Here is a 13,325-nt window from a genome sequence, read left to right as displayed (position 1 = left end):
ATCCATACAAAAGGGGCCTGATGGCCCCTTTTTCATGTTGTTTGTGCTGCACCGATAACCAGGGTAGATGAAAACACAGGTCTGGGCGTTAAATCGCCCTGTTTCATTCGGCAGGCGGTTGACGCAAGTCGGCGTCATGCCAGCCCAGCGGCAGGGTGAGCAGCTGATCGATCAGCTCCCGGCGGTCGGATTTCTCCAGATAGGCGAGGTAGAGCGGGCGGCTCAGGGATTGGCCCCCTTCCACCAGATGAAGCTGCCCCTGCTCCAGGAAGGGGCTCACCATGCGCCTTGGCAAGTAGGCGGCGCCGCCGTTGGCCAGCACGAATTGCAGGGCCATGCTGGCGGAGCTTGAATGCAGCACTGGGGTCTTCTGCAGGCTCTGCAATCGGCTCGATGGCGGTTCGAAGCTGGTGCCCCAGTCGAGATGAATGTGGGGCATCTGCATCAGGCTGTCGGCGTTTGCGGCCGGCTCCCGGCTCACCAGTTCGAACACCAGCTCGCCGATGGGGTGCAGGGCAATCTCGTCGATCTTGGTCGGCTCGGAGAGCAGGGCCAGATCGAGGGAGCGCTCCAGCAACTGGCGACAGAGGTGCTCGCGGGAGGCCGTTTCGAGGCGCACCGCGAGGCCGGGGGCCAGGGCATAGACATGGTTGAGCCAGTCGTTGAAGTCGAGCTCCCAGAAGACGGCGGGGGCGCCGATGGCAAGCTGCTGGCTGAAACCGGGGGAGAGGGCCACGTCCTGCTTGGCGCGCCCCAAAGTATGCAGAATGGCGTCTGCGTAGGGCAGCAGACGCTCACCGGAGGCAGTCAGGCGGATGTTGTTGCGATGACGGGCAAACAGGCTGACCCCGAGTTGCTGCTCGAGCTGGCGGATCCGGAAGCTCACCGCCGACTGGGTCAGGTAGAGATTTTCAGCCGCCCGGCCAAAGTGCCGGGTCTTGCTGACCTCGATGAAGGTCCGAAGCAGCTCGGTATCCATTAATCGAGGGACTCGTCGCTGCCGCCACCGCCGCCTTCAAAGCTGCCACCCGCATCTTCATTGGCGCCGCCAGCGACGGTGCACAGACGGTGCACGCGCTTGGGACCAATCACCTTCAGGTATTTGAACCACACCTTGGCGTGGGGGTTGTTGCCGGCTGCGCCGGATTTGACCTGTTCGATAAAGGCACTTTCTACGTCATCGCGCGGGGCCAGGTTGCCCTGATAGAGCGCCAGCATCACGGTGCCATATTTTTCCAGACTGTCCGCTTCGGCCACGGTGAATTCGCCACTGCGACGCAGGCCACGGGGAAAATGTTTGAAGTCGTTGAAACGCTTGTCTGATTCGAAGCTCATAGTGCTCTTGTTCTGGTTAGTTTGACCTTTGCGGGCAAGTATCATCAGGCCGTCGCAGAGTGCAAAATCAATTTTCTTACTATGTTAATAAATATCTTTTATCGAACAGAGTTTGTCGCATCCCGAGGGGGCATTTTGCGGTGCGCTGCACAAAAAAGCCTGAAAAATAGTGGAGTTATGTCAGATTTTGTACAGGAAAAACCGCTCAAAAACGGGCTCGGAAGCTAAAAATAAGGCGCCGTATGGCGCCTTATTGTCATCATGACTGAGCTGAACCCGAGTGCGCGGCACTCACTCAATCATGGCTGGCTGTGCCAGGTTGTCGGCACGCCACAGACGATAGCGCACCTCGTACTCCTGGGGCACATAGATGACGAAGGGCAGCTTGGAGTTGTAGTTCACGAAGAAGCCCTGACCGTAGATCTGGACGAAACTCTCCTTCTTCTGGCCGTCCGGGCAGGCCATCAGGGTGCTGACGGGGCCGGTGACCTGGCCCAGAGTCAGGTAGTTGTAACCCCAGCCCTTGACGCTGTGCTGTTCCAGATTGCCCGCGAAGCGGGGCAGGTTGCAGTCGACCAGCATCTTCTTGCCGACTTGCAGCTCGACCATCATGTCGGCTTCGTTCTCGACTTCCGGCAGACGGATCACGACACGTTCCTGGTTCACTTCGGCGGCGGGGAACATGCTGATATCAAATTTTTTCGGTTCGGCGGCGAAGGCATGGCCACCCAATAGCAAGGCGCCCAGCAGGCTAAAACGCAACACGGTTTTCATCTGTACCTCTTGGGATTGGTTCAACGCCGCTAGACTAACCGCTCTGCCGGTTTCATGCCAGCGCTGCGGCGTGCAAAACCGCCCTGAACAGGCATTACATGACGCAATTTGATGCTTTTTTGACGGCCAGGGTCACCCTGCCGCTTCTTGCCTCGTGTCAAACAGGGGGCCGGGTGGCCCCCATGGCCAGGCTGTCACCTCACCAGCAGAACCTGTTTCGCCCAAGAGCGGGGGGCGCGCTGGGCGACGGAGCCGCTGGTGATGTCCAGGTAGGCGACGCCCTGAAGGGCCGGCACCGGGGTGGAGGACCAGAGATAGACATAGCCGTCGTTCACCTCCTTGCCATCCCCGGCCATGGCGCGGGGGAAGATGGTTTCGTTCAATGCCGGTTTGTAACAGGCGGACTCCAGAATGCTGGCGAGCTCCTTGATGGTGGGCAGGCGCCAGTCGTGATGACCACCAAAGCCATACAGGGCGTGGCTAGGTTCGGTACGGATCCGTTCCGCCGTCTGCAGTGCCTGTTGCCAGTAGAGGCGGGTGGGTTCCCCCTCGCAGCTCTGGTTGCGCCAGATCTGGCCGAGCTGGCAGCGCATCCAGGTCAGACCGGTGCCCCTGTCGGTGACGGTGCCGTTGCCGTGATCCTGGAAACGGGCGGTGGGACTGGTACGGGGCAGGGCGTCGTCGCAGATGGCGATGGCCAGTGCCAGGGGGCTGCACAGGGTGAGCAGCAGGGTCAGAAGATACTTGTTCATCGGGTTACCTCGGCCACCAGGCGCAGTTGCAGACCGTTGGCGTCATTGCTGTTTTGAACTGGGGTGGGATAGTCGGCACCGGCGTCCTCGCCGAGGAAGATGTGGGCGATGGCGCTCAGAGGCGCGCTCTCCAGCCGGCGGGACGGGGTCAGGGTCTGGCTCCAGTAATAGCCATCGAAGCCATTGAGTCCGGTGCCGACATCGGGGAAGTAGCGCACATCCAGGGTGACGAGCTGGCCATCCTGGCGGGCGAGGGAGCCGTAGTGCTGCAAACTCATCAGCTCACGGGCGTGGGGCAGGCGCCAGTGGGTGATGCCGCACAGTTGCTGTGCATTGAGCCACTGACGGTACTGCTCCGTGGTGCAGATGGCCTCCCCCTCGGGACAGGCGTAATCCCGCTCCTCCTGGGTCGGGTGATAGTCGTCGAACTCCCAGGCGAAGGTGCGGTGCAGATCCCTCGGACTGTCCGGATCCGCCAGCTTCTTCTCCCAGACGAGGCCGGTGTTGAGATCCTCCACGCACTCCCACTCGTCGGCATTGTCCGCCAGGGGTTGCCCCTTGCCGTCCAGCTTGCGATAGCGCAGGGGCGCCTGGCCCAGGCTCGCCTCCTGGCCCGGGTGATCCGCAGGCTCCTGGTCGAGCAGATAATCCACCCCGTCCGTGTAGGTGGTGACGCCACCTGCGGTCACCAACGCCCGGGGTTGCTGCTGCATCAGCACGGCGGCGAGTCTGGCCTGCTGGCTCAGTAGCTCGGGGCTTGCGGCAAAGTGCCGGGCGAGCTCGGGCAGCAGGGTGACCAGCCCCTGCCAGATCTGCAGGCGGCGTTCGCTGGCGGCAAAGGTGGGCAGGGTGGCCTTGTCATCTAAGGCGGCGAGGGCCAGCTCGGCGAGGGCGCGGTTGAAGTCGCCCAGCTGCGCCAGTGCCGCCAGATCTGGGCCGGGGTGAAGGGGGGCCAGGGCGAGCAGCACGTCCGTCAGGGCCTGAGCCGGTGGCAGCCCGTCCGAGATACGCGTCTGCAGCAGGGTGCTGAGGGGGCTGGGGGTGAGGTGCTGGTTGTCCTGGCGAGCCGCCGGGTGGGCCAGGGGCAGGGCGGCGGGATCCGCCGGAATGAACAGCAGGGGAGTGGTGAGCAGATCAGGGTGGCGCCGGGTCAGGGAGTGGGCGCCGGCCTCGCCGCTGACGGCGGGCTCATTGGCTTCGCAGCCGTCGTTCTGGTTCAGGTTGATGCACAGGGTGCCCGCAGCGGGCAGGCTGACCGTCAGGCGGTAGTCCGGCGCGGTCAGGGGAGCCTCGTCCGAACCGCCGCCACAGGCGCTGAGCAGGGGGGCCAGCAGGCAGACGATCGGGGTCATTCTCATGGTCATGGTGTGTCCTTGGAGGGGCCTTGGCCCCTCTCTTCTTTATATAGGGAGAGTCAGAGGCGACGCAGACGGCGCCACAGGGCCAGCGGCAGCAGCCAGAGCAGGGGGAAGGCTCCCCCGCCACTGCTGTCCGAGGTATCGAAGCGGATGATGCCGTCATCCGGCACGGGCACGGTGTTGCCGCACTGGGCGCCGGTACGCTGGCTGATGCTCCACCCGTTCAGGAGACCCTGATTGCCCGGTTTGCTGTCCACCACCTCCAGGGTCCAGCGACCGGCCAGGGGTTCTCCTTCGAAGGCGCTGAAGGGTTGCAGGGACTGCAACTCGGTCGGGAAGACCCCTTTCAGGCTCGGCAGGGGGCTGTAACCCTTGTCCCAGATCTGGACCCGGGTGCCGGCGGGGGAGCTGAGCCAGATCTCCAGCTCATCCAGCGCCTCATGCTGCAGATCCAGGCTCAGTTGCAGCCTGTCGCTCACACGGGCATCGCTCTTCTCCAGCAGCAGGCTGGTTTCGCTCAGGCCGCGCACCTCCTCGCTCTGGGCATCGTTCAGTCGCTGAGACCGACCACTGGCCCGGCTGATGACGGGGGTGCCGATGGGCAGGGTCAGGGATTGCTGCCACTGGCGCTCGGTGGGGCTGGTACCGCTCATGGCGAGATTCACCGAGAGGCTCGCCTCGTCGCCGCAGGCGAGCGGGCTCTGGGCCAGCAGGCGCAGGGTGGTGGTCATGCTGGCACCGGCGGCCAGGGTCGCTGGTTGCCAGTTGTCAGGATCGGCCTGCAACCCGGTTGGCAGGGTGAGGGCCAGCTCGTTGAGGGTCACCTCCCCCTTGCCCGGGTTGCTGAGGGTCAGCTGCACCGACTGGCGCTGCCCCAGCGGGATGGCGCTCCCCTCGGCGAGGGCGATATTGACGGGAGCTTGCAGCAGCCCGTGCTGGCGAAATGCCTGCTCCAGCAGACGGGCATAGGCTCGCGTCGGGTAGAGACGGGCGGCAGTATCCACGGTGATCCGGGCCAGTTGCGGCATGCGAATGGCCGGCCCCAGGCCGAAGTGGGATTCGATGATGACGCGATCAAACTCGTCCCTGGCCGCCTCACCGTGCTCGGCCACCGCCGTCAGCAGGGCCTGGAACAGCGGGGTGCCCCAGAGCTGATCCCCGTTGCTGCCGTTGATGGTGCGGTGGGCGGGGTAGCGGTAGTCCGGATGGTAGCGGGCGCGCAGATCGTCGAGCTGGCGCGGGGTGCGGTCGGTGAAGCGGGCATCCCAGTTGAACACCATGGCGGGTTCGAATTGGCGACCGGCTTCGCTGCGCTGGCGATGACTGGCGGCCAGGTAGTCGCCAAAGCCCTCGCCGATGGCTCCCCAGTCTCCCTCTTCCCCGAGATCCGGCAGGATGTGGTGCTGTACCCCGTGGCCGAACTCGTGCCAGATGACCATGGGATCCTCGGCATCGGGCACGCCGCTGCGACCCAGCTCCAGCCTGCGTTCGAACGGATCGTAGAGGGAGTTGTCCTGATAGCCCGCGTCCGTGTCGATGTCGAGCGCCCCGGGGATGAGCTCGGTGAAGCCGAGCGCCTTGAGGTGGCGCTGGGCGAGATCCAGATGGTAGTAGGCGTTGATGTCCGCAAAGCCGCGATCGTCCCGGGTCAGGCGAAAACCCTGCACGTCACTGCTGCTGTAGGGGGCCGATTCGGGGGCCATGACATCCACCACCCTGGCATGGGGGCCGCTCAGGCGATACTGCCCGGCTTGCAGGCTCACCGGCAGGGGAACCGGATCCTGGTAGGCGGCCTGTGCCAGCACCAGCTCATCGTGCCAGACCAGGCTGGCGTCCTGCAGGCGGGTGCGGGGATCGGGGTCGAACACCCGTGCCTGAACCTGCTGATCGCCTGCGTCGGCGACATGCAGAGGGCGGGTAGTTGCCTGATCCCCGAGACGGCCAAGCTCCTGCTCCCCGTCGCAACGGGCAAACAGCTGCACCTGGCTGGCCTTGGCATTGCCAGCCTTGTGCTCGCGCACCCGCTGGCGCAGGGCAGGCACCAGGGTATCGCCGTCTCGCCAGTACCAGGCTTCGACCGGCCCCAGCGTCTCTATCTGGTTGTCGTCGGTGCGCAGGGTGGCGAGCAGGGGATCCAGGGTGTCGCTGGCATCGCAGCCGGGCGCTGTGCTCTGCAAGGGGCGCAGGTTGTGATAGAGGCGCCAGGGGCGGCCGTCCCCGTCGACACTGACGGCGGCCTGGGTGGCGGCCACCGGCAGGCCGTTCACCAGTTGGCGAAAGCTGTAATGGTGGCCGAGCAGGCTGGCCCTGTCGTAATCGGGGGCGAGGAGCACACCGAGGCGTTGCTCGAGCCAGCGCTTCGGCGTCGTGGTCAGGGGCGGTTCATCGACAAACTGCAGATCGGCCGCCAGCAGCGGCGATGAGATCAGGGTTGCCGCCAGCCAGAGGGCCAGGGAAGAGGGTTTCATGGTTCACTCCAGAAAAAGAGGACAAGGGGTCAGTGGTTGACGCCCGCCAGGGTGAGCAGGAAGGCAAACTCCTGCGCCGCACGCAGCGCCGCCGTTCGGGGGGCGCCCAGGTGGCCGCCGTCGAGTTCGGTGCGCAGCAGATAGGGGCCTGTTCCCGTGCTATGGGATCGCAGGCGGGCTATCCACTTGAGGGGTTCCCAGTAGGGCACCTGACTGTCGTGCAGGCCGCCCGTCACATAGACGGGGGGATAAGGGACCTTGTGCAGGTTGTCATAGGGGCTCAGGCGGCGCATCGCGGCATAGTCACCCGGGATGGCCGGATTGCCCCACTCGGCGTACTCCTGCCGGGTGAGGGGCAGCTCGGGATCCTGCATGGTGCCCAGCAGGTCGACGAAGGGAACTTGCAGCACGGCCCCGGCGAAACGGGTGGGCGCCTGGTTGAGTGCCGCAGCCACCAGCAGGCCGCCGGCGCTGCCACCCATGGCAAACAGCCGGGCGGGATCGATGGCGGGATCCTGGGCCAGGGCATCGGCCACGGCGAGAAAATCATCCACGCTGTGCTGTTTGTCACGGCCACGACCCTCCCGGTACCAGGATTCGCCGAGCAGACCGCCCCCGCGCACATGGGCGATGGCGTAGACGAAGCCGCGATCCAGCAGGCTCAGCACCCGGGGCTGGTAGTAGGGACGCATGGGGGTGCCGTAAGCCCCATAGCCGTAGAGCAGCAGTGCCCTGGGGTGGGTAATGCCCTTGCGCCAGACCAGGGAGACAGGCACCTTGACCCCATCCTTGCCCGCGATCCAGCGTCGCTCGCTCTGATAGGGGGAGGTGTCCCTGCTCTCGGGTGTCCCCTCCCAGGTGCCGGAGGCGAGATCCAGCCAGCGCTGGTGAGGTGGCTCGGCCATCCCCTGGCGGCGAATGAGCACCTTGTCGCTGGCCGGTTCCTGGCTGCCCTGGATCCAAGCCGTGCCTGCGCCATCGGTGAGCGGCAGGCTGTGGATCAACGCACCCCTGGCATCCAGCACATCGAGCCAGTCATCCCCTTCCTTGCGGTATTGCAGCACGGTGTGCCGGGCAAAGAGGCGCCACTTCTCGAGTTCCCGGCCCTCGCCGGACCAGAGCCGTTGCCACTCTCCCTTCGCCACCAGGCTCAAGTCGGCCACCTGATAGAGGCCGAGGGCGCCGTCCCGGTTGCTCTTGAGCAGCACCCTGTCCCCCAAGGTATCCAGGTAGTATTCGAGGCCGCGCTCGCGCCCCTTGATCAGGTCGGCCCGACCCGCGTCCAGCAGGTATTGCTCCGAACTGTCGTGGTTGTTGCTTTGCAGCACCAGGTGGCGGCGATCCGTGGTGCGATAGAGGCCGAGCAGCCAGGCGGGATCGCGCTCCTCATACACCAGGGTCTCCTTGCCATCCTGCCAGGCCAGCAGTTGCCAGGGGCGCAGGGTCTGGTGCTCGTTGGCGAGGGTGTAGAGGGTCTTGCCATCCAGACTCCAGAGCAGATCGCCGGCGCGGTGAGGCAAAGAGGCCAGTGTCTCGCCACTCGCCAGATCCAGCAGGGTGATGCGGTAGTCCCGATCTCCCCTGCGGTCTTCGGCCAGGGCAAGCAGTTGCCCGCCCGGGTGCAGGGCCCAGGCGGCGAGCTCGTAATACCCCTCCGCAGGTTGGCGGGGAGCCAGCCGCTTTCGGGGGGCGGCATTGGCGTCGCTGCGTTGCCACAGGCTGCCGTCCGCCTCCATGCGCCACTGGCTGCCAGCCTGGCTCAGCCAGTCGTCCGGCACGGGTTCGCCCCGCTCCCGGCCCTGCCACTCCGTCTGCAGGCGCTGTACCAGTGGCGTCTGGTCGGCGAGCTGCTGCTCGGTCCAGCGGTTCTGCTCGCGCAGCAGCGTCAGGAGGGCGGGATCCTGGCGGCTGTCGTCACGCCAGCCACCATAGGGATCGAGGCGGGCTATCTCCCCCTTCATCAGTTGCGGGCGCTCGGGGATGAGGGGCGCGGCCTCCAGGGTTGCCTCAGGCAGGGGAGAGGCGGGGACCGGCGTGGCCAGCAGGCTGGCCAGGATCAATAGGCTGTGCATCAGATCCCCACGAAGGTGTAGCGCAGGCTGGCACTCAGGGTGCGGCCGCTCTGGGTGAAGAGGGAAGCATCGGTCCCGGCTTCCAGCCCGGCCACATCCTGATAGCGGGTGTAGCGGGTGTCGAACAGGTTGTCGAGCTTGAGGTTGACCTTGAGGGCGTCGGTGACCAGCCAGTCGGCCGTCAGGGCGAAACTGAGCCAGCCGGCACTTTCGAGGCAGTCCCCCTGGCGGCCGGTCAGGCTGTTGCCGCAGGTGGGCACCCGGCTCATGGCGGCGGCATAGTCCGCCTGAATGCCCAGACTCCACTCATTGGCCTGATAGCTAAGACGGGTGTTGCCCTCGAGGGGCGTCAGGGTACGCAGCGCTTCACCTTTGTTGTCCTCGCCATCGACCCAGCCGAGCTTGGTGGCGAGCTCCCACTCCTGGGTCAGCCAGTAGCTGGCGGCGAGTTCGGCCCCCCAGGTTTCGGCCTTGGCGACGTTGCGATATTGGCGCAGGATGACGCCATCGCTCAGGCGCAGCCCCACCTCGCGCCAGTCGATGAAGTTGTAGTAGCGGTTGTAGAAGAGCGCTGGCTTGATGCTCCAGTTGTCCCCCTCGCCACTCAGCCCCCACTCGATGCTGTGGCTGGTCTCCTCCTTGAGCCCTGTGTTGGCGATAATCTCGAAGGGCGGCAGAGCGAAGTAGTGGGGGATGTTGCCGTACACCTTGTCGTAGGAAGGCGCCCGGAACCCGTTGGCATAGCTGAGCCAGCTGCGCCACTGGTCGTTGAAGCGGTAGCTGGTGGCCAGGCTCGGGGAGAGGTGCCAGCTGTGGTTGCTGTCGTGGCTGCCGTCCAGCGGCGTGAGCCACTGGTGATCCATGCGCAGGGTGGGGGTGAACTGCCACTGGCCCAGGCTGGCCACGTCGCCGAGCCAGACTCCGGCCCTGTCGGTACGGGCGCGGCTGAAGGGGGCGGACTGGCCGGGTTGGGGAATGCCGGCCTCCAGACTCAGCTTTTCCACCGGCCGCTCGTGGGTGGTGCGCTCCAGCTCGATGCCGTAACTGAGCTGATGGGCGAGATGGCCGGTGGCGAGATCCCGGCGCACATCCAGCTCGGTACCGATCCTGTCTTCGGTGAAGGTGGCGAGTTCCCGTTCGCTGCGATAGCGCGGATAACCGCTCAGCAGATCGTTTTGCAGCAGGCTGCGCTTGTTGGCGGTGTTTTTCGAGTGATTGCCGTAGGCACTCCAGGTGAGACTGTCGGCCAGTATTGTGTCGAGGTTGCTCGCCTCCCAGGCCAGCTTTCCCCCCTGGGTGCGTTGGCTGCCCTGCTCGTGGTACTGGCGCACCTGCCACTTGCCATCGGGCTGGGGCACTTCGCGCGGCCCCTGATCCCGCTCGGCGTTGTCCTCGAAGTAGTCGAGTTCGAGGCGCAGCAGATGATGTTCGTTCAGCTGGATGCGAGAGCTGGTGGAGGCGCTGAGGCCATCCAGATCCGCCGGGATGCGGCTCTCGTCGTAGTTGGCGGTCTCATGTCCCTGCCAGCCGGAGAGGCGCAGCAGGTGTTCGGTATCCCGTATCCGGGCGGCGCCGGTGGCGCTCAGCTTCTGCTTGTCACTGCTGCCATCGTGCAGCACCTTGCTGCTGAGATAGGCATCCTGGCCCTGAAGGTAATCTTCCGGCTGCTTGGTGCTGATGACGATGGTGCCGCCGATGGCATCGGAGCCATGGAGGGAGGAACCGGCTCCCTTGGCCACCTCTATCTGTTTGACGTCGTCGAGATCGAAGCTGAAGCGGCCCACCTTGTCGTTGAGGTCGTCGGCGCCAAAGCCGTCGCTGACCCGCACCCCGTCCTTGATGATGAGCACCCGGTTGCCGCCCATGCCGCGGATGATGATGTTCTGGGGGCGGCCGGCGGAGCCGGTCACCGAGACGCCGGGTTCGTTCTTGAACACATCGGTGAGCTCGGTGGCAACCTGGCGATCCAGATCCTCCTCCGTGATGACGGTGATGGAACCGGACACGTCGGAGAGCTTCTGCTCGATACGCTGTCCCTTGACCACGATGGTTTCCCGCCCCTTGAGTTCGGGGGGCATGTCCGTTGTGTCGACCCCGGCGGGATCGCTGGCAGCCAGCGCCGTACCGGACAGCAGCATGGGCCAGTAGTGAAGAAGTCGAATTTTCATATTTGAGAATAATTATTATTTAAACCTGAAGGGCGCGGATTATTACAGAGGGAGTCAAGCAGATCAATAAATGACAATCATTATCATTTTGTTTTTATGATATTGATCGAATTGAATTTTTTGAGGGATAAGTCAGTAAGGTGGTGGCATACGTTTGCGAATGACGCCATGAGAAACGGGAGGACGGGTGGGGTGCGGGCAAGAAAAAGCCCGCCATAGGGGCGGGCTCAAGGAGGTGGGCTGGCGCTGATCAGGGGGCGCGATAGAAGCGATTGAGCTCGTTCATCACCTGGATCAGGGTGCCCATGTCCGGGGTGCCGTGCTTGATGGGGCTATAGGTGTCGCGGTCCAGCAGCTCGAAGTCCCCCTGCTTGTTGAACTGGGTGATGGTGTTGCCTTGATAGATGGCGAAGTCATTCTGATCCCCCGCCAGCAGCCAGGTGCGTGTACTGGCTTCGAACAGGTTGCGCCCCGTGCTGTAGTCACGATAGGGGTTGCGTACACCCAGCATGTTCTTCATCAGGGTCGGTACCAGATCCAGGTGGCTGCTCGCCTGCGCCTGGGGCGCAGGTTCGGCACCAGGCCAGGCCAGCACCAGGGGGACCTGCACCTGATAGGTCGAGTAATTGCTGCCATAGCCCCAGCTGTTGCTCTGGGTCTCGTTGAACTCCTGGCCGTGGTTGGAGGTGACCACGACGATGGTCTGATCATCAAGCCCCTGCAATTGCAGTTGGGTCAGCATCTGCTCCAGCAGTTGATCGGTATAGAAGACCGCGTTCTTGTAGCGGTTCTCCAGCTTCTGCAGGTTCTCGGGCCGATAGGCAGTGGCCGGGTTGAAGCGGGTCAACTCGGGCTGGAAGGGGCCCTTGATGCTGGCGGGCACCTGATAATCCCCCGGGCTAGAGAGATAGACCAGAGAGAACCAGGGTCTGTCCGCGGTGCGCGTGCCAAGCCACTGCTGCCAGTCGTCGATGAGCCTGCGGTCATCGGTCTGGCGGGAGACGAAGACCTGTTTGCGCAGACCCGCAAGCAGACTTTGGCGATACTGCTTGGCATCTTCCAGTGCACCGAACAGGCCGAACTGGTAGTCCTGGCGCAGCATCTCGTCGAACAGCACGGGGGGGCGCTTGTCGGCCCGGATGTCCCCGTAATAGTGGCCGGGCAGCCCGTAGAAGAGGCTGAACATCCCCATGGCTTCATCATTGCCACCACTCATGTGCTGGCGGAAATTGAAGTGGTTGTCCGCGTAGCGTTGCAGATTGGGCATGTTGATGTTGTTGAGCATGTCGGCTCGCAGGGAGTCGACCACCACCACCAGCAGGTTCTTGTGATCGCTGGGAGCGCTCACGCTGAGGGGGCGCAAGGGATAGAGCAGACGGTGCTCAGCGCTTCCCTGATCTTCGGCCTTCTTCTCATACTGCTCGAGGTCGAGCCAGCCATGCTTGGCCAGGAAACTCCTGGCGGTCATGGGGTAGGAGAGGGGGAAGTTGGCCCGCTGCATGGTGATGGGTTGATACAGGGTCGCATCCGCCCAGCTGTTGACCAGATGGGTCAGGATGAAGCAGACCAGCAGGGCCAGCCCCACCTGATTGCCGTACTGGCGGCGTTTGCGCTTGTTGATCTTGCGCCACACATAGGCCGACAGCAGCAGTTGCAGCAGGAAGATGGCGGGCACCGCCACGAAGATGATGCTCCAGATAGAGCCCTCTTCGGTCTGCGCCTGATCCAGCAGCAGTTGCCACACCTGGCCATTCAAGTGGAACTTGAACAGCTGGAACACCTGGGTGTCGATAAGCAGCAGCACCAGCGCCAGGGTGGCGATGATGGATGAAATGAAGCGCAGCGGCTTCTCCCTGGGCAGGATGAAGCTCAAGGGGAAGATGGTCAGCAGATAGGTGACGAAGCTCAGGAACGAGAAATGACCTATCCAGCTGATGACGAGATAGGTCACGCCGAGCGTGGTCGACGGCCAGCTGATGGCGCCCAGGTAACGGGTCGAGATCAGCATGGCCAGGATGATGTTGAAGAAGGAGAACCAATGCCCCCAGGTGATCAGGCGAGAGACATTATCGCGATAGGGGTTGCCGGTTTCGACCATAATGATCCATCTGCTTGAAAAACATCAAAGAATGCGAAGAAACTCAGTGCGCATCGTGGCGATGGCCCACCGAGGCGGTGAGTGCCTGGATGAACTTCTCGGTGATCGCCTGGCGCTGGGCCGGGGCCATGCCGTTGATGATGTTGGTGGTCAGGTTGCCAAGGACCATCAGACTGAGATCCACCGGTGCCTTGTGTTTCTCCAGGGCGGTGATCAGGTCGTTCATCAGGGCGTCAAACTGCTCGTTATTGTACTTTGATACGATGGGCATAATCTTGGGTTCACCTCGGTTCAAAGCGC

10 protein-coding genes are annotated in these 13,325 nt (G+C 63.7%); all 10 read right to left on the bottom strand.

Annotation, left to right across the window (positions count from 1 at the left end; genetic code table 11):
- Positions 1-103: 103 nt before the first annotated feature.
- Positions 104-979, bottom strand: a complete 876-nt coding sequence (hdfR, locus tag AB5Y68_RS05135; RefSeq protein ID WP_039038620.1) for an HTH-type transcriptional regulator HdfR — start codon at positions 977-979, stop codon at positions 104-106.
- Positions 979-1,335 carry a DUF413 domain-containing protein gene (locus AB5Y68_RS05130; RefSeq protein WP_010674239.1) on the bottom strand — a complete coding sequence of 119 codons (357 nt, stop codon included), beginning with the start codon at positions 1,333-1,335 and terminating at the stop codon, positions 979-981. The genes hdfR and AB5Y68_RS05130 overlap by 1 nt, the downstream gene beginning before the upstream one ends.
- Positions 1,336-1,626: 291 nt before the next feature.
- Entirely contained in the window at positions 1,627-2,109 is a 483-nt protein-coding gene (eco, locus tag AB5Y68_RS05125) for a serine protease inhibitor ecotin (RefSeq protein ID WP_010674240.1), read from the bottom strand.
- Positions 2,110-2,303: 194 nt separating this feature from the next.
- On the bottom strand, positions 2,304-2,861 hold the full coding sequence (locus tag AB5Y68_RS05120) for a DUF1566 domain-containing protein (RefSeq protein ID WP_039038621.1): 558 nt from the start codon (positions 2,859-2,861) through the stop codon (positions 2,304-2,306).
- Positions 2,858-4,225: a DUF1566 domain-containing protein gene (locus tag AB5Y68_RS05115; protein WP_039038622.1), complete on the bottom strand. Its 1,368-nt coding sequence runs from the start codon at positions 4,223-4,225 to the stop codon at positions 2,858-2,860. The genes AB5Y68_RS05120 and AB5Y68_RS05115 overlap by 4 nt, the downstream gene beginning before the upstream one ends.
- A 50-nt stretch (positions 4,226-4,275) precedes the next feature.
- Positions 4,276-6,687 (bottom strand): proprotein convertase P-domain-containing protein, encoded by a 2,412-nt coding sequence (locus AB5Y68_RS05110; RefSeq protein ID WP_039038623.1) that lies wholly within the window; start codon positions 6,685-6,687, stop codon positions 4,276-4,278.
- 29 nt (positions 6,688-6,716) lie between these two features.
- The gene (locus AB5Y68_RS05105) at positions 6,717-8,759 is read right to left on the bottom strand and encodes a prolyl oligopeptidase family serine peptidase (RefSeq protein ID WP_368206935.1); all 2,043 of its coding nucleotides are present in this window, start codon (positions 8,757-8,759) and stop codon (positions 6,717-6,719) included.
- Positions 8,759-10,927, bottom strand: a complete 2,169-nt coding sequence (locus AB5Y68_RS05100) for a TonB-dependent hemoglobin/transferrin/lactoferrin family receptor (RefSeq protein WP_080769846.1) — start codon at positions 10,925-10,927, stop codon at positions 8,759-8,761. The genes AB5Y68_RS05105 and AB5Y68_RS05100 overlap by 1 nt, the downstream gene beginning before the upstream one ends.
- Positions 10,928-11,177: 250 nt before the next feature.
- Positions 11,178-13,025, bottom strand: coding sequence for a DUF3413 domain-containing protein (locus AB5Y68_RS05095; protein WP_039038626.1), 1,848 nt, complete (start codon positions 13,023-13,025; stop codon positions 11,178-11,180).
- Between the two features lie 43 nt (positions 13,026-13,068).
- Positions 13,069-13,296, bottom strand: coding sequence for a YejL family protein (locus tag AB5Y68_RS05090; RefSeq protein ID WP_039038627.1), 228 nt, complete (start codon positions 13,294-13,296; stop codon positions 13,069-13,071).
- Positions 13,297-13,325 lie beyond the last annotated feature (29 nt).

The organism is Aeromonas sp. R6-1 (assembly GCF_040908165.1).
Lineage (GTDB): Bacteria > Pseudomonadota > Gammaproteobacteria > Enterobacterales > Aeromonadaceae > Aeromonas > Aeromonas caviae.
Note: the sequence above shows the minus strand (reverse complement) of the source record. Positions and strands in the feature narration are given on the sequence as shown.